Origin of the sequence: Ectopseudomonas toyotomiensis, from assembly GCF_017167985.1 — a bacterium.
Classification (GTDB): Bacteria; Pseudomonadota; Gammaproteobacteria; order Pseudomonadales; family Pseudomonadaceae; genus Aquipseudomonas; species Aquipseudomonas toyotomiensis.
The window spans coordinates 2,389,423-2,408,819 of the sequence record NZ_CP070505.1 but is presented as its reverse complement, the minus strand read 5'-3'; the positions used below and the strand labels follow the sequence as shown (position 1 = coordinate 2,408,819).

The window sequence follows — 19,397 nt, the reverse complement described above, 5'->3', positions numbered from 1 at the left end:
CGGGATTTCCATGAAGCTGTCGATGAAGCTTCGCACGCGACTGTTCCTTAGCATCTCCGCGCTGATCACCGTTGCACTGCTGGGCCTGCTGCTCGGCCTGTTCAGCGTCACACAGATGGCGCGCAGCCAGAGCGACCTGATCCAGCGCGGCTTCGACGCCGTACAGATCGGCCAGAAGCTGCGCCAGCACCTGGGCGACGAACTGATCGTGCTGATCGCTCAACAGCCCGATGCGCAGCGCCTCGAAGCCATCCGCCAGTCGTTCCGCGCCACCTTCGACGAAGGCCTGAGGGCCAACCTCGGCAAAGACTACGCCAGCGGACTGGAGCGAGCGGCAGCGCTTTACGACGAGATGGAACAGGCTGCCAGTAGTGCGATGCCGGACGGCCAGACACCCCATAACCTGGGTGCTCACAAACCCTTCACCGAGGCCTTCCAGCGCCTGCGCAACCATCTGCTTGAACAGCAGGATCAGGTCGTCGACTGGGTCATCTCGGCCGAAAACAAAGCGGGCGAGCGCTCTCAACTGATCGCCGGGCTGCTGGTGCTCATCGGCCTCGCGGTACTGGCGATCGGGGTACTCACTGCCCACGGGATCGCCCGCCGCTTCGGCGCCCCCATCGACATGCTGGCACGAGCCGCCGACCAGATCGGCCAGGGCAAATACGACGTGGTGCTACCGGTATCGCCGGTTCTCGAACTGGCCGTGCTGAGCCGCCGCTTCGGCCTGATGACCGAGGCGCTGCGCGAATACCATTCGAGCAACCTCAACCAGTTGCTCAGCAGCGAGGGCCGACTGAAGGCGGTGCTCGACAGCATCGATGATGGCCTGGTCATTCTCGACACCCAGGGCAGCATCGAACACGCCAATCCGGTGGCGCTGCGCCAACTGTCCTGGCCGGCCGAGATCGTGGGCCAGCCCATCGGCCCGCTGTTGCCCGAGCATGCGGTGGACGAAGCACTGCGCCGGGTGCTGGCAGGCGAACTGCTGCAGGAGCCGCCGGCCGACCTGCAGATCGAACGCGACGGCGAGACCAGGCTGCTGGCCTGGGCCCTGACTCCGGTGCAGGTACGCGAGGGTGGTAGCGCGGGGGCAGTGATGGTACTGCGTGACGTCACCAAGCAACGTGCCTTCGACCGGGTGCGCAGCGAGTTCATCCTGCGCGCCTCCCATGAACTGCGCACGCCGATCACCGGTATTCATATGGCTTTCAGCCTGCTGCGCGAACGTCTCTCACTGCCGCCAGGCGGACGCGAGCAGGAACTGATACGCACCGTCGACGAGGAGATGCATCGACTGGTGCAGTTGATCGACGACCTGCTCAACTTCTCGCGCTACCAGAATGGTGTGCAAACCCTGCAGCGCCGCCCCTGCGACCTCGGCGAAATGATCCAGCAGCTGTCTCACCGTTTTACCGAGAGAGCCGCAGAACGTGAGGTGACGGTGCTTTGCGAAGTCCACGAGCCCCTGCCGCAGCTTGAGCTCGATGCCGCGCAGCTGCAGCGACTGCTCGATAACCTCACCGACAACGCCCTGCGCTACAGCAACCCGGGTGACAAGATACGACTACAGGCGCGCCGCCATGGCGAACAGGTGATCGTCAGCGTGCAGGACGAAGGCGAAGGGATCCCCTTCGAACAACAGGCGCGGATCTTCGAACCCTTCGTTCAGGTCGGCAGACGCAAGGGTGGCGTCGGCCTCGGCCTGGCGCTGGCAAGGGAGATCGTGCAGTTGCACGGCGGCCAGCTGAGGGTTCATTCGCGCCCCGGCGAAGGCGCCAACTTCTATTTCAGCTTGCCGGTCTGAGGTAGACGACTGCGGTACCGGCCTATTCACACGCAATAAAAAACGCCACGATCTTCGTGGCGTTTTCTTGTTTCCTTGGCGCGGGACCAGCCTCAGCGCAGCACGGGGTCGAACTTGATCCGGCGCCCGGCCATCAACGCGACCAGAAAGCCCGCACCAAAGACGACGCTACCACCCTTGAGCAGCAGGGCGATACCCTCGTCCAGAGCGGGGCTCAGCCACAACACCGCCAGGCTCGACAGGCTCATGATCATCAACAGGACGGCACTTCTGGACATGGCAGGACTCCTTGTCGGTCAGAACACCCAGCGCGGGGTGCTGTTGGCAGGGCGTGGCTCACGGTTGGCGGTATCGGTGTCGCCCTCGTTGGAAATGCGCAGCCACTGCGCATCATCACCGATGGCACCGACAGCGCGAGTTGGCTGCGTGCGCAGTTCGGCAGAGCCTTCCTGCTGCGTAGCGACACGCGATTCCCACACCGGCGAGTTGGAAAGGGTGAACTCGGCCGTTTTCGCAACGGCTCCAGCCGAACCACTGAAATCTTTGGCGTAAGCCCCGTTGACCAGCAGTGCAGCTACGCAAAACAGGCTCACTCGGACGATGTTCATGACGCTTCTCCATCAGCAGGTCAGTCGGGGGGCTTACATGACTGATTCTGCAGCGCTCATGCCAACATCAATCGCCCTAAAATATCCTTATAAATCAATTACTTAAAAACAAAATCAACACCTTCTCCCATGCACTTTGCAAGATGCATGAATTACGACACGTGCAATTTGCACGATCAGCTGCGTAGTGGCAGCAGGATGCTGAAACAGGAGCCTTCGCCGAGACGACTGCTGAGCTCGATGCGACCGTCATGGGCCTGGACGATCTGCTCGCTGATGAACAAGCCGAGCCCAAGCCCCTGCGCGACGCTGGTTCCGGAGACGCGTTCGAACTGCTCGAATACCCGCCGCTGATCGGTCTCGGAGATACCCAGGCCCTGGTCCCGCACCTCGGCGCGGGCCATATCGCCCACCACCCGTACACGCACCGACACGGGTTTACCATCACCGTAGCGCAGGGCGTTGGTCAGCAGGTTGGCCAACACCTGCTCGATGCGGAACTCGTCCATCATCACCGGTGCCGGACCCTCGACGTGCAAATCGATATGGCTGCCGGTATGGGTGAACTGCGCGGCCAGGCTCTCCACCACGTTGCCAGCCAGCACGCCGAGATCGCCGGGTTCTGGACGCACGGAAAGCTTGCCGGTGCGAATGCGCGAAACATCCAGCATGTCGTCGATCAACCGGCTCAGGCTGCGGATCTGCCGCTCGTCGCGGCTGACCATCTCCTGCAGCTTGTCGGGGGTGAAGGCATCCATGCGCCCCTGCTCCAGGCGCAGCCGGCGCAGTTGCACGTCGAGGATCAGACCGTTGAGTGGCGTGCGCAACTCGTGCGAGGCGATAGACATGAACACGTCGCGCATCTGCACCGCTTTCTGCAATTCACCCTGAGTCTCGCGCAACTCGGCGAGCAGTGCCTCCTGCTCACGACGCGCCGCCTCGACCACCTCCAGCTGCATGCTCAACGCCTTGCGATGGCGGTACAGCTCGACGAACATCGCCACCTTGCTGCGCACCTCGAAGGGCGACAGCGGCTTGTGCAGGAAGTCCACCGCGCCGCTCTCGTAGCCGCGGAAGGCGTAATCCATGTCGCGGCCGACCGCGCTGACGAAGATGATCGGGATATGCTTGGTCTTCTCCGTGCCGCGCATCATCTCGGCCAGTTCGAAGCCGTTCATGCCCGGCATCTTGACGTCGAGAATGGCCAGGGCGAACTCGTGCTCGAGCAGCAGCGACAGCGCCTCATCGGCGCTGCTGGCCTGGAACACGGTGCGATCCTCGCTCTGGATCAACGAACGCAACGCCAGCAGGTTTTCCGGCAGGTCGTCGACGATCAATACCTTGGCTTCAATCTTCCTCAGCATGGCAGGGCATCCAGTTCGGCCAGCAGCAGGCGCATGGCATTGATAGACAGGAGAAAATCCGGTTTCAGCAGGGCCAGCGCGGCATTCGGCATGGTGGGCACCTGCGCATCGGCAGGCTCCTGCACCAGCGTCAGGCCACCAGCCTGTTTGATCGCCAGCAGGCCGGCCGCGCCATCCTCGTTGGCGCCAGTGAGCAGCGCGGCAGCCAGCTGCTCGCCATAGGCGTCGGCAGCGGACTCGAAAAGAATATCGATCGATGGCCGGGAGAAATGCCGCGGCTCCTCACGACTGAGGGAGAAGCTACGATCGGTTTCGATGGACAGGTGGTAACCGGCGGGTGCCACGTAGACCACGCCCCCACTGAGGTACTCCTTGTCCTCGGCTTCCTTGGCGGGCAGCTTCAGGCGGCGCTGCAGCAGATCGGCCAGCAGACTGTCGCTGCGATCCGGCTGATGCAGCAGGCAGACCACCGGCAGCCGGTAGTCCGGCGGCAGGTCTTCGAGCAGGCTCAACAGCGCCTCGACACCACCGGCCGAGGCACCGATCAGCAGGGCCTGCAGCGGCGCATGCACCTGGCCGCGGAGGTTGATCCATTGGTTGCTCATCGCTTGCGGAAAATCCGCTCGGGCCGCGACACCGCTTCGAACTGCCGGGCATAGGCGGAGAAATCCAGGCTCTCCTTGCTGCCCAGACCGAGAAAACCGCGGTGGCAAAGGGAGTCGTGGAACAGGCCCAGCGCACGGTCCTGCAGGTCGCGGTTGAAATAGATCAGTACGTTGCGGCACGACACCAGATGGGTTTCGGCGAACACGCTGTCGGTGGCCAGGCTGTGATCGGCGAAGGTCACGTTGGCGCGCAACGACTTGTCGAACAGCACCCGATCGTAGGCCGCCGAGTAGTAGTCGGAGAACGCCTGCTTGCCGCCGGACAGCTGGTAGTTCTGGGTGTAAGTGCGCAGGTTGTCGAGGGCGAAGATGCCCTGCTCGGCCTTCTCCAGCGAGTGCGGATTGATGTCGGTGGCGTAGATCATGGTGCGTTCCAGCAGGCCTTCCTCGTGCAGCAGAATAGCCAAGGAATACACCTCCTCGCCCGTGCTGCAGCCAGCCACCCAGACCTTCAGCGAGGGATAGGTGTGCAGCAGCGGCACCACCTGCTCGCGCAGGGCGAGGAAGTATTCGGGGTCGCGGAACATCTCGCTGACCGGGATGGTGAGGTACTGCAGCAGCTGCATGAACGCCTGTGGCTCGTGCAGGATACGCGCCTGCAACGCCGAGATGGTCGGGCAATCCAGCTGGACCTGCGCCTGGCGAACACGGCGCTTGAGCGAGGCTTTCGAGTAGTCACGAAAGTCGTAGCTGTAGCGCAGATAGATCGCCTCGATCAGCAGGCGCAGCTCGATTTCGTCAGGCATCACAGACGCTCCAGCTTGGGCATCCACACGCGGATCAGGGAGAACAAACGATCCAGGTCGATGGGTTTGGCCAGGTAATCGTTGGCACCGACTTCGCGGCAACGCTCCTGGTCATCCTTCATCGCCTTGGCCGTGACCGCAATGATCGGCAGGTTCTTCCAGCGCTCTTCCAGACGAATCTGCCGGGTGGCTTCGTAGCCGTCCATCTCCGGCATCATCACGTCCATCAACACCAGGTCGATGTCTTCACGCTCGCGCAACTTGTCCAGTGCTTCGAAACCGTTGCGCGCGACTTCGACCGTGGCGCCCTTCTGCTCCAGCGCGCTGGACAGGGCGAAGATGTTGCGCACGTCATCGTCGACCAGCAGCAGGCGCCGGCCCTCGAACAGCTTGTCGCGGCTGCGCGCGGTCTTGAGCATGCGCTGGTGCTCGCTGGATAGCTCGGCCTCGACCTTGTGCAGGAACAGGGTGACCTCGTCCAGCAGACGTTCCGGCGAACGCGCGCCCTTGATGATGATCGAGCGCGAGTACTTGAGCAGCTCGGCTTCCTCGTCGCGGGTCAGGTTACGCCCGGTGTAGACGATCACCGGCGGGAAGGAGCAAATGTCCTCCTCGGCCATGCGCCGCAGCAGCTCGTTGCCCTGCATGTCGGGCAGCTTGAGGTCGATGATCATGCAGTCGAACACCGTGTCGCGCAGCTTCTCCAGCGCATCGCCAGCCAGTGCGACGGCGGTGATCTCGATGTCTTCGTCGCTGATCAGGCGGGCAACGCTGTCGCGTTGCAGCGGGTCGTCTTCGACCAGCAGTACGCGCTTGACCTGCTGATTGAGCTTGGCCTCGAGCCTGCCGAAGACTTCCTTGAGCTGATCGCGACTGGTGGGTTTGAGCGCATAGCCGACCGCCCCCAGGTGCAGGGCCGCTTCGCTCTGGTCTTCCACCGAGACCACATGCACCGGGATGTGACGGGTCTGCGGGTCGTCCTTCAGACGTTGCAGCACACCGAGGCCTGAGCCGTCGGGCAGGCGCATGTCGAGCAGGATGGCATCCGGGCGGTACTGCCGCGCCAGTTCCAGGCCTTCATCGGCGCAGGTAGCCACCAGACAGGCGTAGCCCAGCTCGTGAGCCAGATCGAAGAGGATACGGGCAAAGCGCACTTCGTCCTCGACCACCAGCACGCGGCGGCCGCCACGCTCGTCGAGGTGCTCGCGGTCATCGGCGAAAGGCGCTGGCGCTCGCGGCATCGCCGGGGCGGCAGCGGCAGCGGCGACCGGCAGTGGCGGCTCAGCCACCACCCGAGGCGCGGCAATCGGCTGGCTCGGAGCAGCGCCCTCGACCAGGCGCTCAGGCAGCAGCAGGGTGAAGGTGCTGCCCTCGCCCGGTACGCTGCTGACCGTGATCGAGCCACCGAGCAACCCGGCCAGGTCACGCGAGATGGACAGCCCCAGGCCGGTGCCGCCATAACGGCGGTTGGTGGTGCCATCGGCCTGGCGGAAGGCCTCGAAGATCGCCTGCTGCTGGTCCGCAGCGATGCCAATACCGGTATCGCGCACGGCGAAGGCCAGGTACTGGTCATCCTGCCGCGACACGCTGAGGGTCACGCCGCCGCGGTCAGTGAACTTGAAGGCGTTGGACAACAGGTTGCGCAGGATCTGCTCGGCGCGCTGGCGGTCAGTGAACAGCACCTGCGGCAGCTCGCCCTGCTGTTCGATCTCGAAACTCAGGCTGCGCTCGCCCGCCAGCGGTACGAACACATCACGCAAGCCTTCGAGCAGGCTTGCCAGCGGCGTGCGCTCGGGGCGTATCTCGAGCTTGCCAGCCTCGACCTTGGCGATGTCGAGAATGTCGTTGATCAGGTTGAGCAGATCGTTGCCGGCCGAGTAGATCGACTCGGCGAACTTGACCTGTTCGTCATTGAGATTGCCGTTGCCGTTTTCCGCCAGCAGCTTGGCCAGGATCAGCGAGCTGTTGAGCGGCGTGCGCAGCTCGTGGCTCATGTTGGCAAGGAACTCGGATTTGTAGCGGCTGGCGCGCTGCAGCTCCTCGGCACGCTCTTCCAGCTGCGCCTGAATACGGCCGAGGGTGGTGTTGCGCTGGTCCAGCTCGTCGCGCTGGTCGGCCAGTGTCTGCGCCTGCTCGGAGAGCTTCTCGTTGGTCTGCTCCAGTTCGGCCTGCTGGGTTTCCAGGTGCGCCTGAGACTCCTTGAGCACGCGCGCCTGCTGCTCCAGCTCCTCGTTGGCGGCACGCAGCTCTTCCTGCTGGGTCTGCAATTCCTCGTTAAGCTGCTGGGTCTGGCCGAGCACCTCTTGCAGACGCTGGCGATAGCGCGCCGCTTCAAGTGCCATCCCGACATTGCTGGCGATGGCCTCGAGGAACTCGCGCTCACGCGGCTCCAGTACACGCATGAAGGCCAATTCGACCACACCGTTGACGCGATCTTCGGACTGCAGCGGCACCAGGGCAACGCTCACTGGCTGGCCTTCGCCGAGACTCGAAGCGACCTTGATGTAATCCGCCGGCAGATCATCGAGGCAGACCAGACGACGGCCGCGAGCAGCCTGTCCGATCAGGCCCTCACCGCGGTAGAAATGCTCCTTGAGGCTGGCGTCCTCGCTGAAGCCATAGCCCGCAACCCGCGTGAGGTCGCCAGTATGGGCATCGCGCAGATACAGGGCGGCGACCACGCAATTGAGATACTCAGCGAGAAACTCAAGGGAGCGGTCGGCCAATTCCTGCACCTGAGGCTGGCCGAGTAGACGCTCGGCCAGCAGGGTCTGGCCGCCGCCCAGCCAGGCACGGCGACGCTGCTCATCGGCGTAATCGGACTGCTTGGCCATCGCCTGTGAATAGGTCTGCGAAAGGTTCATCAGCTCACGGCGACCGAACAGTGCCAACAGGGCACTGAACAGGATGCTGACCACCAGATAGATGCCGGCCCCCCAGAGCGTGGTGCTGCTCACCTCGGCATTGCGCTGCTGACGCAGTTCACGCTCGCTATTGATGAAGGTATCCAGCTCGCGGCGCATGCCATCGGTTAGGTTCTTGCCACGCCCGCGCCCAACCTCGGCCAGGTAATTGCCGCCGTCACGGCGGCTGCCTATGACCTCCTGGGCGAACAGATCCCACTGTTCCTGCAACGCCAGCAGGCGTTCAAGCCGCTGCACCTGTGGTGGGTTGTCGCCGACCATGTCGATGATCTGCTCGGTCAGCGGACGATACTTGCCGCGTGCTTGCTCGTAGGGCGCGAGGTAGTCTTCCTCACCGCTGAGCAGGAAGCCGCGCATGCCGGTCTCCAGGTCCAGCGTCAGCTTGTACACCTCGCTGGCCCGGTTGAGCACCTGGTCGGTGTGCTCGACCCAGCGGATCACATTGAGCAGGTAGCCGATCAACAGCGCGAAGAACAGCGCACCGACCAGCCCCAGGCCGAGCGGCAGTCCGACATTACGGTTGAGAATCCGGCGAAACCCTTTTTCGTCCATTGCGGACTCATTCGACATTGGGACGTCCATTCGATGATTGTCTCGCTCGTTCTTATCTGTCCGGGGAAGGCGTATGGCACACTGACCGTGCACCGACTCCGAAGTTTGCCAAACATTCGCGCATTCTGCGCGCTGAAACAGAGAACCCCATGACCGAAATCGACTGCGCCAGTACCAAGACCATCCTGCTGGTCGAGGATGACGATGTCGTACGCCAACTCACCGCTGAAGTCCTCGGGGAGTTCGGCTATCGCGTCCTTGCCCTGCGCGACGGGCACAGCGCCCTGGAGCGGCTGCGCAGCGAGCAGCACTTCGATCTGCTGATGAGCGACATCGGCCTGCCCGGGATGGACGGACGCGAACTGGTGGAAGCCGCGCGCCAGTTGCGACCGACCCTGCCGGTGCTGTTCGCCAGCGGCTATTACGAACGCGAACTGCTCGAAGAGGTGCGCGCCCGCGACAACGCGGCAACCACCGAGAGCATCGTAAAGCCCTATGACTTCAAGCTTCTTGCTCAACGATTGAGCGAACTGGCGGGCTGACGAAGCGGCATCTAGGCTGATTGCAGGTCCCTGGACAGGAGAGTCCGCCGATGCGTTACGCCAACCCGCTTTGCCTGGCTCTACTCACTGCGCTGCTGCTCAGCGGCTGCGCCAGCCAGACCACCAAACCCACAGAGTTCTCCGGCTACCTCGCCGACTACTCCCAGCTCCAGCCAGCCACTTCAGCGACTGGCGCACCGGTACTGCGCTGGATTTCGCCGCAGTTCAGGAGCGAGCGCTACACGACGGTGTATGTGGAGAAGCCGACCTTCTATCCAGAACCAGTTCCCAGCGATCAGGTCAGCGCGCAAACGCTGGAAAGTGTCCGTGATTATCTGCATCAGGCATTGATCCGTGAGTTGCAGGGGCGCATGACGGTGGTCAACGAACCGACCATGGACAGCCTGGTGTTGCGTAGCGCGATCACTGGCGTGACGGTTTCCACCGAAGGGCTCAAGGCCTATGAGGTGATTCCTGTCGCCCTGGTGCTGGCGGCGGCAACCACAGCAGCAGGCACCCGTGACCGCGACAGCGCCATCTTCATCGAACTGGAGGGCCTCGATGCCCGCACCAGCGAACCGGTGCTGCGCGTGGTGCGCAAGGGGCACGGCCTGGCGCTGGAGAACAGCAGCACGCAACTGACCCTGGAAGATCTCAAACCGGTGCTGGATGTCTGGGCGCGTGATGCACGTGATTTCCAACCTGGCCCACGCTGATCGACCTGCCGGTACAGCAACCGTCGCGCAGCACCATGCTGAGCAGATGATCGGCTATCAGGCGGATCGATAGCACTTGCTGCACTCGGCTTCAGGCGAGAGGCTCAGGAAAAACGCCAGCCGAGGAACGTATATGCCGAGCATCAACCCTGCCCGCGAGGATCTGCTGGCGTTCGCCGAGCGCATGCCCAGTGATACACCGATTCTGATGCTCAATCTGCTGCGCTTCAACAGCCAGGCTGCGTACGGTGCAGACAGTCCCCATGCGCCCTGCAGCGGGCGTGAAGCCTATGCGCGCTACAGCCGCACCGCGCTGAGCAAGGTTCGTGGGGTGGGCGGTGAGGTGCAGGTGATGGCAGACGTCCACCTGGCGCTGATCGCACCGAAGGAAGAGCAGTGGGATCTGCTTCTGCTGGTGCGTTATCCCTCGTCAGCAGCCTTTTTGAGCATGCTCGCGGACCCCGAATACCAGGCCGCCACCGTTCATCGCAGCGCAGCGCTGGCCGACTCTCGGCTGATCGGCACCACGCCTAGCTGAGCTCTATCCAGCCGCCTGCAGATTGAGCACCAGTAACCGCGCTGCAGTTTCGGCGTCCGGCTGGCCGTCGTAGTTGGCCGGGCGATACTTCATCTGGAAGGCGGCAATGACGTTGCGCGTCGCCTCATCCAGCTCACCGTGCTGCGGCACCGTGTAGCCATTTTGCGCCAACTGCTCCTGGAACCACTGCACGCTGGGCAGGCTGGTGCTGAACAGCGCCTGTTGGCGCGCCACGGCGTCCTCGTTCGGCCAGGGCACCAGGCCCTCGTCGGCCAGGCGCTTCCAGGGAAACAATGGGCCCGGATCGACCTTGCGCTGCGGCGCCACATCGCTGTGCGCGATGATCGAGCCCAGCGCTAGCTGGTGACGCTTGACGATGTCCTTGAGCAGCGAGATCAGGGTATCGATCTGCTGCGGCGCGAAAGGTTGCCAGTAGCGCCCCGCCGGCGTCTGGTAGTACCCCTGGTTGACCAGCTCGATGCCGATGGTCGAAGCGTTGAGCCAAGTTCGCCCCTGCCACTCGCTGACACCGACGTGCCAGGCGCGGCGGTTCTCGTCAACCAGGCGGTAGACGGTCGGCGGTGCATCACCGATCAGGTAGTGGCTGCTCACCTCGGTCTGCGTCAGCAGATCGAGCGAGCGTTGCAGGTCAGCAGAGGTGTAGTGCAACACGACGTATTGCACCCGGCTGTTCTGACCGGTCGCGGTGTGACTGTCATCGATACGTAAACCACCGGTGCAACCGGCGAGCAGAACAAGGACGAGGGCAAGGCAAAGAGACTTCATGCGTGACCGAATACGCTCTGCAGGTTGTCCAGCAGCATGTCGACGCTGAGCATGATCAACAGCATGCCCATCAATCGTTCTACTGCCATCAACCCGCGATTACCGAGAAAACGCTGCAGGAACGAAGCCTGCAACAGAATGAATGCCGTCGCCGCCCAGGCCAGGATGACCGCCAGGTAGAGCTCCCAGAGCGGCCCGGTGTGGGTATTGCGCAGAGTCATCAGCACCGCAAGCGCTGAAGGTCCGGCAACCGCTGGCGTGGCCAACGGCACCAGCATCGGCTCGCCATCCGGCACGTCGCCGAGCAGGCCCTGCGGGCTGGGGAAAATCAGGCGCATGGCGATGACGAACAGGATGATACCGCCGGCAATCGCGGTTGCCTCGCGTGACAGCCCGAGGCTGGTGAGGAATTTGTCACCAAAGGTGAGAAACAGCAGCAACAGGCCAAGGGCGAACAGCAGTTCGCGCGCGGCGATCCACAATCGTCTGCGCGGCTCGACGTTCTTCAGCGCGGCAATGTAGATGGCGATATTGCCGAAAGGGTCGGTGACCAAAAAGATCAGCACGGCGATGCTGAAGATGTCCATGGGCGTCTCCGGTGGCTAGTGCGCATAGTCTAGGGCCTGAGGGGGTCGCCTCGCGAGTCGGGACCACGGTCAGATTCGGGAATCTTCAGCGCGCGTGGAAATTTTATGACCAGTAGCGCCGCAATGGTTCCAGGAAACAACACTCGAAAAAATGTATACAAAGTAGTAGCCAATGTGACAACAAAATGTCTACATTGACCGTACAAGAACAACAGCGAGTAGCTTGCCCCATGACCTCCACCTCTCAGCGCCCCGAGGACGAGAACCTCGGTATCGGCTCCAATCTCCTCTATGGCCTGCAACACGTGCTGACCATGTATGGCGGCATCGTCGCGGTGCCCTTGATCGTTGGTCAGGCGGCCGGCCTGTCGCCTGCGGACATCGGCCTGTTGATCGCCGCCTCATTGTTCGTCGGCGGCGCGGCCACCCTGCTGCAGACCCTGGGTCTGCCCTTCTTCGGCTGCCAGTTGCCGCTGGTGCAAGGCGTTTCCTTCGCCAGCGTCGCCACCATCGTGGCGATAGTCGGCGCCAACGGCGGTGAAGGCGGGCTGCCGGTGGTATTCGGCGCGGTGATAGGCGCAGCGGCGATCGGGCTGCTGATCACGCCGATCTTTTCCAAGATCACCAAGTTCTTCCCACCGCTGGTGACCGGCATCGTCATCACCACCATCGGCCTGACGCTGATGCCTGTAGCAGCGCGCTGGGCCATGGGCGGCAACAGCAGTGCAGCTGACTTCGGCAGCATGGCCAACATCGGCCTGGCCGCCTTCACCCTGACCACCGTGCTGCTGCTGAGCAAGGTCGGCAGCGCCACCATCTCGCGCCTGTCGATCCTGCTGGCCATGGTCATTGGCACTCTGGTAGCGGTGGCATTCGGCATGGCCGATTTTTCCAAGGTCAGCGAAGGGCCGGTGCTGGCCTTCCCGGCACCGCTACATTTCGGTATGCCGGTGTTCGAGGTGGCAGCGATCATCTCGATGCTGATCGTGGTGATGGTGATCCTGGTGGAAACCTCGGCCGACATCCTCGCCGTCGGCGACATCATCGACACCAAGGTCGACTCCAGACGCCTCGGCAACGGTTTGCGCGCGGACATGATCGCCAGTGTCGTTGCGCCGCTATTCGGCTCCTTCACCCAGAGCGCCTTCGCCCAGAACGTCGGCCTGGTTGCCGTTACCGGCGTGAAGAGCCGCTACGTGGTCGCCACCGGCGGGCTGATTCTGGTCACCCTCGGCTTGCTACCGATCATGGGCCGAGTGATCGCCGCGGTGCCGACCTCGGTGCTTGGTGGTGCCGGCATCGTGCTGTTCGGCACCGTCGCCGCCAGCGGTATCCGCACCCTGGCCAAGGTCGACTACCGCAACAACATGAACCTGGTGATCGTCGCTACCTCCATCGGCTTCGGCATGATCCCCATCGCCATGCCCAGCTTCTACCATCACTTCCCGGCCTGGTTCGAAACCATCTTCCACTCCGGCATCAGCTCGGCGGCGATCATGGCGATCCTGCTCAACCTGCTGTTCAACCACTTCACCGCCGGCAACTCGGATCAGCAGTCGGTGTTCGTCGCCGGCACCGAGCGCAGCCTGCGCTACCGCGACATCGCCGCCCTGCACGATGGCGACCACTTCATCGGCGGCAAGCTGTACGACGCTCAGGGCAATGAGGTGCCGTTGCGGGACGAGGACGATCACGCACCACGGGCACGAACCGCTGCTGCCGCATCAGCAACCAGCAGGGACCCGGCCGAAGCAACATCCTAGAAGGAGTGAGTGGTTCGTACAGGAGCCGCGGCGCCTGCCGCTGCGGCTCGACGTAGACGGGATCAGGCAGCCTGTTCGACTCGGTTACGCCCCGCGCCCTTGGCGCGATATAGCGCCTGGTCGGCACGTTCGAAGGTGACCTCGGTCGCCTCGCCATTGCGAAACTCGGCGATACCGGCGGAGAAGGTGATGGTCACCGGCTCACCCTTGAAGTGGAACGGGCAGGCCTCGATTGCCGCGCGCAGGGTTTCCAGAAGCTGGACACCGCCCTCCAACGGCGTTGCAGGAATCAGCAGAACGAACTCCTCGCCACCAAAACGGGCAATGAAGTCGGTCTTGCGCAAACGCTTGCTGAGCTCCCCGGCGATGATCTTCAGCACTCGATCACCTGCCAGGTGGCCGTAGCCATCGTTGATCCGCTTGAAGTGATCGACATCCAGCACCGCCAACAACAGCTGGCCGCCATAGCGTTGGCGACGAGCGACTTCCAGGTCGAGACGCTCGCTCCAGGCGGCACGGTTGGGCAGCCCAGTCAGGGGGTCCAGCAAGGACTTCTGTCGCTGCTCCTCGATATGCTCGCGAAATTGCTGCGCTTCCTGCTCCATCTCGGCGACACGCTTGACCAGGCCCTGTAGCCGCTCAGCCACGTCATCGCTACCACTGTCGCGCTGACGCTGATGACTGCTGACACTTTGCAAGAGCCCTTCCAGACGCTGTTCCAGAGCCTGCTTGAGCGATTCCAGATCGGCAGCTTCCTGCACGCTGTTCTGCAGATCGCTGACCTGATCCCGCAGCTGCTGGTTGAAACTGCGCGCATTCTCCACTGAAGCGCTGTAGCCCTCGTGCGCCTCGCTGAGGGTTTCGATGAAGGCAGCCAGGCGCTCGTTGAGTTGCTTGAGATAGCCGGCGAACTCACGCTGGCCGCTATCGGTGACGGCCAGCACCAGCACGGCCAGGTCGTCCAGCACCGGCACCAGCTCGTACCAGTTGAGATTGCCCTCCAGTCGCAAACGCAGCGCTTCGCCTTGCGGCAGATGGCGCGCCGGCAGTTCGAGCTCGTCGAGCAGATTACGCAGACTGCTGGCGATATGCGGCGCCACCGCGCTGTACCCGGGTTCGCTGCTAGGCAACGAGAACGGGCTGTCGCCGGCTTGCTCCTGCCGTACCAGACCCGGCGGCAGCGGCAGGCTGTCGAGCATAGGCGAAGCGTCTTGGACCTGGTGCCGGGCCGGCACGCTGGCCACGTTGGAGACACTGGGAGGTGGCTCGTTCGCCACCGCTACGGCCGTTGGCGTTGGCGTTGGCGTTGGCGTTGGCGTTGGCGTCAACTCTGCTGCGGGCTCCTCGGCAACGCCAGTGGCCTCGGTGACAATGCCCGGCGCCTGCACATTGCTTTCGCTGGTCTCGCCGCGCGAACCGAACAGGCGCTGGAGAAGGCCCGGTTGCTCCTGCACCGGCGCCTGCAGAACGGTCAGCGCCTGCCCCTGCAGGTTGCTCAGCTGGCTGAGCAGCGCCGGCAGCAGATACTGATGAGTGGTGGCGTCCTCTAGCTGTTTGCCCAGCGATTTGAGCGCCTTGCGCACCTCACGGGGCGGCTGCAGACGCTGCAGTTGCTCGATCAGGGCGGCCAGTGCGGCCGCCGCCTCGCCAGCGCGCTGCTGACGGCGCTGCTCGGAATCCAGCACGGCCTTTTCCAGACGCGGAATGAGGCCGCCCAATGCCGCGTCCATATCGTCGCGACGAAGGATTTCGCGCATTTCCTGCATGCATTGATCGACCGCCTTGTCCGCGCCCTCGGCGGCCAGGCTGCTGCGCACCAGACCACGGCGCAGCAGATCCAGGCGCGACTCCCACCGGCGGTCGAGCTTTTCCTGCTGCTCCAGGCTACTCAGGTATTTGTCTTTCCAGCGTTGCGCGTCATCGCTCATACGGCTTACTCGGGAGATGGCGTGTTCAGCATAGGCATCTGCGCAGCATTCTGTGCTTCCGGCAGGCGGATTTCCACGGCCACGGGAAGGTGATCGGAAATCGGCTGACTGAGCACATCGACACGCCCCAGTTCGAGCTCGGAACTGAGCAGGATATGATCGAGACAGCGCTGCGGTCGCCAGCTGGGGAAGGTTGCCTCGACCTGCGGCGCGATCAGGCCGAGGTCACGCAGCGGGGAGTTTTCCAGCAGATCGACAGCATGGGTATTCATGTCACCCATCAGCACCAGGTGGCGAAACTCACTGACGCGCTCACGAATGTAAGCCAGTTGCCGCGTACGGGTGCGCGCCCCAAGCGCCAGATGCATCATCACCACACCCAGCGCGTGCTCGCCTTCACCGAGACGCAGGAAAATCGCACCACGCCCGGGCGGACCGGGGAGCGGATGATCTTCCAGCAGGGTCGGCCGCAAGCGGCTGAGCACGCCATTGCTGTGCTGGGCGAAGCGCCCGAGATTGCGATTGAGCTGTTGGTACCAGAAGGGAAAGGCGCCCTGCTGGGCCAGGTACTCGACCTGATTGATGTAGCCCGAGCGCAGGCTGCCGCCATCGACCTCCTGCAACGCCACCAGATCGAAGTCGGCGAGCAGATCACCGATGCGCTGCAGGTTGCCGGCACGCCCGGCATGGGGCAACAGGTGCTGCCAGCTGCGGGTCAGGTAGTGATGATAACGCTGGGTATTGATGCCGACCTGGACATTGAAACTGAGCAGACGCAACAGGCCGTCGGCTGGCCAGTCGCTCTCGGGCGAGCAGTGCGGGTTGATCTGTGGATCGCACAGACCAACCGCACGTGTCTTTCGCCAGCGGCGCAGCATGCTTCGCGCCTGCGGCCGCTTAGAGCGCCTCGCGCTCCTTGGCGATCAGATGGTCAGCGACCTGCAGGGTCTGCTGCGGGCCACCGGCCGAGCCCAGATCGAAGCGATACTTGCCACCGACAACCATCACTGGCACGCCAGTGATCTGGTAAGCCATGGCCAGTTTCTTGGCCTTTTCCATCTGGCCTTTGACGGCGAAAGAATTGAAGGTCTTGAGGAAGGCATCGCGATCAACGCCCTGGGTGGCGACGAAGTCGGCGAACTCTTCAGCCGAGGCCAGCTTCTTCTTCTCCTGGTGGATGGCGGTGAACACGGCGTCATGCACCTTGTGCTCGACCTTCATGCTTTCCAAGGTGATGAACGCCTGGCCATGCACGTTCCAGATGCCACCGAACAATGCCGGCACGCGCACGAAATTGACGTCTTCCGGCAGCTTCTCGACCCAGGGGTTGAGGGTCGCTTCGAACTGATAGCAGTGCGGGCAGCCGTACCAGAACAACTCCACCACTTCGACCTTGCCAGGCTTGGACACCGGCACCGGGCTCTTCAGCTCGACATACTGCTGGCCGGCTACCGGTTCGGCATGGGCAGCAAGGCCGAACAGGCTGCTGATCGCCAGAGCGGCGCCAAAAATCAGGTTACGCATGGGGGTACTCCTCGACTGGATAAGCGTCGCCCTAGTGGCGATTCGAGACTATGACTCGCTACCGTTGGGCCGGTTCCGCCCATTGTAGCCATGGCGCACATGAAAAAGGGTGGCCGTGGCCACCCTTTGTCTTACCAACTGCAACAGTGGTCGCTTAACAAAACTTCTTAGTGCAGACCCTGGATGAAGCTGGATACCGCTTCGATATCCTTGTTGCTCAGCTTGGCAGCGATGGCACGCATGATCATCGCGTCACCATCGTTGGTGCGGTCACCCTCGCGGAAGTCGGTCAGCTGCTTGGCCACGTACTGAGCGTGTTGACCACCCAGGTGCGGGAAGCCAGCGGCGGCCAGACCAGCGCCATCAGGCGAGTGGCAACCAGTGCAGGCCGGCATGCCTTCTTCCAGCTTGCCGCCGCGGAACAACGCTTCACCACGCTCGACCAGCTTGGGATCGGCAGCACCAACGCTCATCTTCTGGCTGGCGAAGTAAGCGGCGATGTCAGCCATGTCCTGATCGCTGAGGTTATCCAGCATGCCGGTCATCTCGACCACCGGACGGGCACCGGACTTGATGTCGTGCAGCTGCTTGAGCAAGTAACGCTCGCCCTGACCGGCCAGCTTGGGGAAGTTTGGCGCAGGGCTGTTGCCATCGGCGCCATGGCAGGCACCACACACAGCAACTTTGCCCTGACCGGCTTCGGCATCGCCAGCAGCCTGTGCCACGCCAGTGAGGCCCAGGGTCAACAGCAGACTCACGAGTACTTTGTTCATCAGCTAATCCAATTACGGCTAAGAGAGAAAGGGTTATCGAGCGGGCTTACTCACTCGGTCATCAGCTTGATGACCGCCTGGTAATCCTCGGCCGAGCAGTCCATGCACAGGCCGCGCGGCGGCATGGCATTCAAACCATTGGTGACGCTCTGCACCAGTGTATCCATGCCCTTGGCCAGACGCGGCTCCCATGCGGCCTTGTCGCCCTTCTGGGGCGCCGTGGGAATCTGGCCGTTGTGGCATACACCACAGGAACGGTCATACACAGCTTGCGGATCCTGAGCAGCATAGCCGTTGAACGACAACATCATAACGGCAGCAGCAAGCAGCATTTTCTTCATCAGATCAACCTCATCAGGGTTGGGAGCGTCCTGCTTTCTATCGAGCAGAGATGTAATCGCTCCCGGCAATTGGGTTCCTGCGGGTGGGACAAAGCGCACACAAAATCTGCGGCATTATATACTGGCAACACTGAAACGGAAACGACGCCCCCTGCCGCCCCCTCTGGAGCGCAGCAGGTGCGCGGAAATGTCGCAAGCCCTCGAACCACTGAACAGGAATCGAGGCATCCACCGGATACCCCCATGCTCCCGAAAAATCCCATTATCGGTCTGTGCCAACAGGCCAGCTTCCTCATCAGCGCCGCCAAGGTCGATCAGTGCCCCGAGGACAGCGGCCTGGAGGTGGCATTCGCCGGCCGCTCCAACGCTGGCAAGTCGAGCGCGCTCAACACCCTTACCCACGCCAGCCTGGCGCGCACCTCGAAAACACCGGGACGCACGCAGTTGCTCAACTTCTTCCGCCTGGACGACGAGCGTCGCCTGGTCGACCTGCCCGGCTACGGTTATGCCAAGGTGCCGATCCCGCTCAAGCAGCACTGGCAGAAACATCTGGAAGCGTATCTGGGCAGCCGCGAGAGCCTGAGCGGCCTGGTGTTGATGATGGATATCCGTCATCCGCTGACCGAGTTCGACTGCATGATGCTGGACTGGTCGGTGGCCAGCGGTATGCCGCTGCATATCCTGCTGACCAAGGCCGACAAGCTGGCCTTCGGCGCGGCGAAGACCACCTTGCTCAAGGTGCGCCAGGAAATTCACAAGCAGTGGGGCGAGGGCATCAGCATCCAGCTGTTCTCGGCGCCCAAGCGCATGGGCGTGGAAGAGGCGCAGATGGTACTGGCCGGCTGGTTGGATCTGTTGCCGGAAGAGGATGAGGAAAGCGCTGAGGAGGAATGAGGCGCAGGGTGCGCTGTGCGCACCGAGATCGTAGGGAGTATTCGGTGCCCACTCCGGAACAACAGGAGCAAGCCCCACCCTCTCCCGCAAGCGGGAGAGGGTCATCAGATCGCCGCTAGCGGCCTTTTTACAGGCAAAAAAAACCCCGAGCTTCGTATGGGGAGGGAGAAGTTCGGGGTTCAAGGTCTGAACCGCTAGGGCGGGGTTCAGATGTCTGCCAACACTTAACACAACAAAGGAGCATTGAAGGGCTTTGCGGCCATTCATGAACTCTGACCGGGTGGGTTTGCGGAAAGTTCATCGCCTTCTTAAAAACCATTTGCAATAAGAAAGCGCCTT

Annotated in this window: 19 protein-coding genes; 6 read left to right on the top strand and 13 right to left on the bottom strand. The window is 62.7% G+C overall.

All coding sequences use genetic code 11. The features are described from left to right. The first annotated feature begins 10 nt into the window (after positions 1–10). Entirely contained in the window at positions 11–1,807 is a 1,797-nt protein-coding gene (locus tag JWV26_RS11090) for an ATP-binding protein (protein ID WP_206419060.1), read from the top strand. A 92-nt stretch (positions 1,808–1,899) separates the two neighbouring features. On the opposite strand, the gene JWV26_RS11085 is transcribed toward JWV26_RS11090, so the two are convergent. The 6 genes from JWV26_RS11085 to JWV26_RS11060 all read right to left on the bottom strand — a co-directional run bounded on the left by JWV26_RS11085 (position 1,900) and on the right by JWV26_RS11060 (position 8,666). After that, positions 1,900–2,085 (bottom strand): PA3371 family protein, encoded by a 186-nt coding sequence (locus tag JWV26_RS11085; RefSeq protein ID WP_206419059.1) that lies wholly within the window; start codon positions 2,083–2,085, stop codon positions 1,900–1,902. Between the two features lie 18 nt (positions 2,086–2,103). Further along, positions 2,104–2,415, bottom strand: a complete 312-nt coding sequence (locus tag JWV26_RS11080; RefSeq protein ID WP_206419058.1) for a hypothetical protein — start codon at positions 2,413–2,415, stop codon at positions 2,104–2,106. Positions 2,416–2,591: 176 nt separating this feature from the next. Beyond that, a complete protein-coding gene (locus JWV26_RS11075; RefSeq protein WP_206419057.1) occupies positions 2,592–3,779 on the bottom strand; it encodes a hybrid sensor histidine kinase/response regulator in 1,188 nt (395 codons plus the stop codon). Then, positions 3,773–4,384 carry a chemotaxis protein CheB gene (locus tag JWV26_RS11070; RefSeq protein WP_072423663.1) on the bottom strand — a complete coding sequence of 204 codons (612 nt, stop codon included), beginning with the start codon at positions 4,382–4,384 and terminating at the stop codon, positions 3,773–3,775. Before JWV26_RS11070 ends, JWV26_RS11075 begins: the two co-directional genes overlap by 7 nt. Continuing rightward, entirely contained in the window at positions 4,381–5,190 is an 810-nt protein-coding gene (locus JWV26_RS11065) for a CheR family methyltransferase (protein WP_206419056.1), read from the bottom strand. Before JWV26_RS11065 ends, JWV26_RS11070 begins: the two co-directional genes overlap by 4 nt. Further along, entirely contained in the window at positions 5,190–8,666 is a 3,477-nt protein-coding gene (locus JWV26_RS11060) for a response regulator (protein ID WP_478210383.1), read from the bottom strand. The genes JWV26_RS11065 and JWV26_RS11060 overlap by 1 nt, the downstream gene beginning before the upstream one ends. A 149-nt stretch (positions 8,667–8,815) precedes the next feature. On the opposite strand from JWV26_RS11060, the gene JWV26_RS11055 reads away from it, so the two are divergent. From JWV26_RS11055 to JWV26_RS11045, 3 genes are all read left to right on the top strand, one after another. Further along, complete coding sequence (locus tag JWV26_RS11055; protein WP_079784995.1) at positions 8,816–9,208, top strand: response regulator; 393 nt, start codon at positions 8,816–8,818, stop codon at positions 9,206–9,208. A 50-nt stretch (positions 9,209–9,258) separates the two neighbouring features. After that, positions 9,259–9,924, top strand: coding sequence for a DUF3313 domain-containing protein (locus tag JWV26_RS11050; protein ID WP_206419054.1), 666 nt, complete (start codon positions 9,259–9,261; stop codon positions 9,922–9,924). A 133-nt stretch (positions 9,925–10,057) separates the two neighbouring features. Beyond that, positions 10,058–10,462 carry a DUF1330 domain-containing protein gene (locus JWV26_RS11045; protein ID WP_074915403.1) on the top strand — a complete coding sequence of 135 codons (405 nt, stop codon included), beginning with the start codon at positions 10,058–10,060 and terminating at the stop codon, positions 10,460–10,462. A 3-nt stretch (positions 10,463–10,465) separates the two neighbouring features. Here the strand turns inward: JWV26_RS11045 and JWV26_RS11040 are convergent, their stop codons facing one another. Together JWV26_RS11040 and JWV26_RS11035 are read right to left on the bottom strand one after the other, a co-directional pair. Next, positions 10,466–11,248, bottom strand: coding sequence for an N-acetylmuramoyl-L-alanine amidase (locus tag JWV26_RS11040; RefSeq protein WP_196457382.1), 783 nt, complete (start codon positions 11,246–11,248; stop codon positions 10,466–10,468). Then, positions 11,245–11,835 carry a MarC family protein gene (locus JWV26_RS11035; protein ID WP_017676425.1) on the bottom strand — a complete coding sequence of 197 codons (591 nt, stop codon included), beginning with the start codon at positions 11,833–11,835 and terminating at the stop codon, positions 11,245–11,247. Before JWV26_RS11035 ends, JWV26_RS11040 begins: the two co-directional genes overlap by 4 nt. 230 nt (positions 11,836–12,065) lie before the next feature. Here JWV26_RS11035 and JWV26_RS11030 point away from each other — a divergent pair, with 230 nt between their 5' ends. After that, positions 12,066–13,598 (top strand): nucleobase:cation symporter-2 family protein, encoded by a 1,533-nt coding sequence (locus tag JWV26_RS11030; protein WP_206419053.1) that lies wholly within the window; start codon positions 12,066–12,068, stop codon positions 13,596–13,598. A 62-nt stretch (positions 13,599–13,660) separates the two neighbouring features. Here JWV26_RS11030 and JWV26_RS11025 read toward each other — a convergent pair whose 3' ends face one another. From JWV26_RS11025 to JWV26_RS11005, 5 genes are all read right to left on the bottom strand, one after another. Beyond that, on the bottom strand, positions 13,661–15,526 hold the full coding sequence (locus JWV26_RS11025) for a GGDEF domain-containing protein (protein WP_206419052.1): 1,866 nt from the start codon (positions 15,524–15,526) through the stop codon (positions 13,661–13,663). Positions 15,527–15,531: 5 nt separating this feature from the next. Next, positions 15,532–16,404, bottom strand: coding sequence for an endonuclease/exonuclease/phosphatase family protein (locus JWV26_RS11020; RefSeq protein WP_072423673.1), 873 nt, complete (start codon positions 16,402–16,404; stop codon positions 15,532–15,534). Positions 16,405–16,423: 19 nt separating this feature from the next. Beyond that, positions 16,424–17,050, bottom strand: a complete 627-nt coding sequence (locus tag JWV26_RS11015) for a thiol:disulfide interchange protein DsbA/DsbL (RefSeq protein WP_021487556.1) — start codon at positions 17,048–17,050, stop codon at positions 16,424–16,426. A 167-nt stretch (positions 17,051–17,217) separates the two neighbouring features. After that, positions 17,218–17,823: a c-type cytochrome gene (locus tag JWV26_RS11010; RefSeq protein ID WP_021487555.1), complete on the bottom strand. Its 606-nt coding sequence runs from the start codon at positions 17,821–17,823 to the stop codon at positions 17,218–17,220. 50 nt (positions 17,824–17,873) lie between these two features. Further along, the gene (locus JWV26_RS11005; RefSeq protein WP_004423033.1) at positions 17,874–18,164 is read right to left on the bottom strand and encodes a c-type cytochrome; all 291 of its coding nucleotides are present in this window, start codon (positions 18,162–18,164) and stop codon (positions 17,874–17,876) included. Positions 18,165–18,407: 243 nt separating this feature from the next. Here JWV26_RS11005 and yihA point away from each other — a divergent pair, with 243 nt between their 5' ends. Beyond that, entirely contained in the window at positions 18,408–19,058 is a 651-nt protein-coding gene (gene yihA, locus JWV26_RS11000) for a ribosome biogenesis GTP-binding protein YihA/YsxC (RefSeq protein ID WP_072423674.1), read from the top strand. The last annotated feature ends 339 nt before the right edge of the window (positions 19,059–19,397 follow it).

Bases quoted from the DNA above. Each gene is read 5' to 3' on its own strand.
- JWV26_RS11090 (WP_206419060.1), top strand. From the start codon at position 11: ATGAAGCTGTCGATGAAGCTTCGCACGCGACTGTTCCTTAGCATCTCC.
- JWV26_RS11085 (WP_206419059.1), bottom strand. From the start codon at position 2,085: ATGTCCAGAAGTGCCGTCCTGTTGATGATCATGAGCCTGTCGAGCCTG.
- JWV26_RS11080 (WP_206419058.1), bottom strand. From the start codon at position 2,415: ATGAACATCGTCCGAGTGAGCCTGTTTTGCGTAGCTGCACTGCTGGTC.
- JWV26_RS11075 (WP_206419057.1), bottom strand. From the start codon at position 3,779: ATGCTGAGGAAGATTGAAGCCAAGGTATTGATCGTCGACGACCTGCCG.
- JWV26_RS11070 (WP_072423663.1), bottom strand. From the start codon at position 4,384: ATGAGCAACCAATGGATCAACCTCCGCGGCCAGGTGCATGCGCCGCTG.
- JWV26_RS11065 (WP_206419056.1), bottom strand. From the start codon at position 5,190: ATGCCTGACGAAATCGAGCTGCGCCTGCTGATCGAGGCGATCTATCTG.
- JWV26_RS11060 (WP_478210383.1), bottom strand. From the start codon at position 8,666: ATGGACGAAAAAGGGTTTCGCCGGATTCTCAACCGTAATGTCGGACTG.
- JWV26_RS11055 (WP_079784995.1), top strand. From the start codon at position 8,816: ATGACCGAAATCGACTGCGCCAGTACCAAGACCATCCTGCTGGTCGAG.
- JWV26_RS11050 (WP_206419054.1), top strand. From the start codon at position 9,259: ATGCGTTACGCCAACCCGCTTTGCCTGGCTCTACTCACTGCGCTGCTG.
- JWV26_RS11045 (WP_074915403.1), top strand. From the start codon at position 10,058: ATGCCGAGCATCAACCCTGCCCGCGAGGATCTGCTGGCGTTCGCCGAG.
- JWV26_RS11040 (WP_196457382.1), bottom strand. From the start codon at position 11,248: ATGAAGTCTCTTTGCCTTGCCCTCGTCCTTGTTCTGCTCGCCGGTTGC.
- JWV26_RS11035 (WP_017676425.1), bottom strand. From the start codon at position 11,835: ATGGACATCTTCAGCATCGCCGTGCTGATCTTTTTGGTCACCGACCCT.
- JWV26_RS11030 (WP_206419053.1), top strand. From the start codon at position 12,066: ATGACCTCCACCTCTCAGCGCCCCGAGGACGAGAACCTCGGTATCGGC.
- JWV26_RS11025 (WP_206419052.1), bottom strand. From the start codon at position 15,526: ATGAGCGATGACGCGCAACGCTGGAAAGACAAATACCTGAGTAGCCTG.
- JWV26_RS11020 (WP_072423673.1), bottom strand. From the start codon at position 16,404: ATGCTGCGCCGCTGGCGAAAGACACGTGCGGTTGGTCTGTGCGATCCA.
- JWV26_RS11015 (WP_021487556.1), bottom strand. From the start codon at position 17,050: ATGCGTAACCTGATTTTTGGCGCCGCTCTGGCGATCAGCAGCCTGTTC.
- JWV26_RS11010 (WP_021487555.1), bottom strand. From the start codon at position 17,823: ATGAACAAAGTACTCGTGAGTCTGCTGTTGACCCTGGGCCTCACTGGC.
- JWV26_RS11005 (WP_004423033.1), bottom strand. From the start codon at position 18,164: ATGAAGAAAATGCTGCTTGCTGCTGCCGTTATGATGTTGTCGTTCAAC.
- yihA (WP_072423674.1), top strand. From the start codon at position 18,408: ATGCTCCCGAAAAATCCCATTATCGGTCTGTGCCAACAGGCCAGCTTC.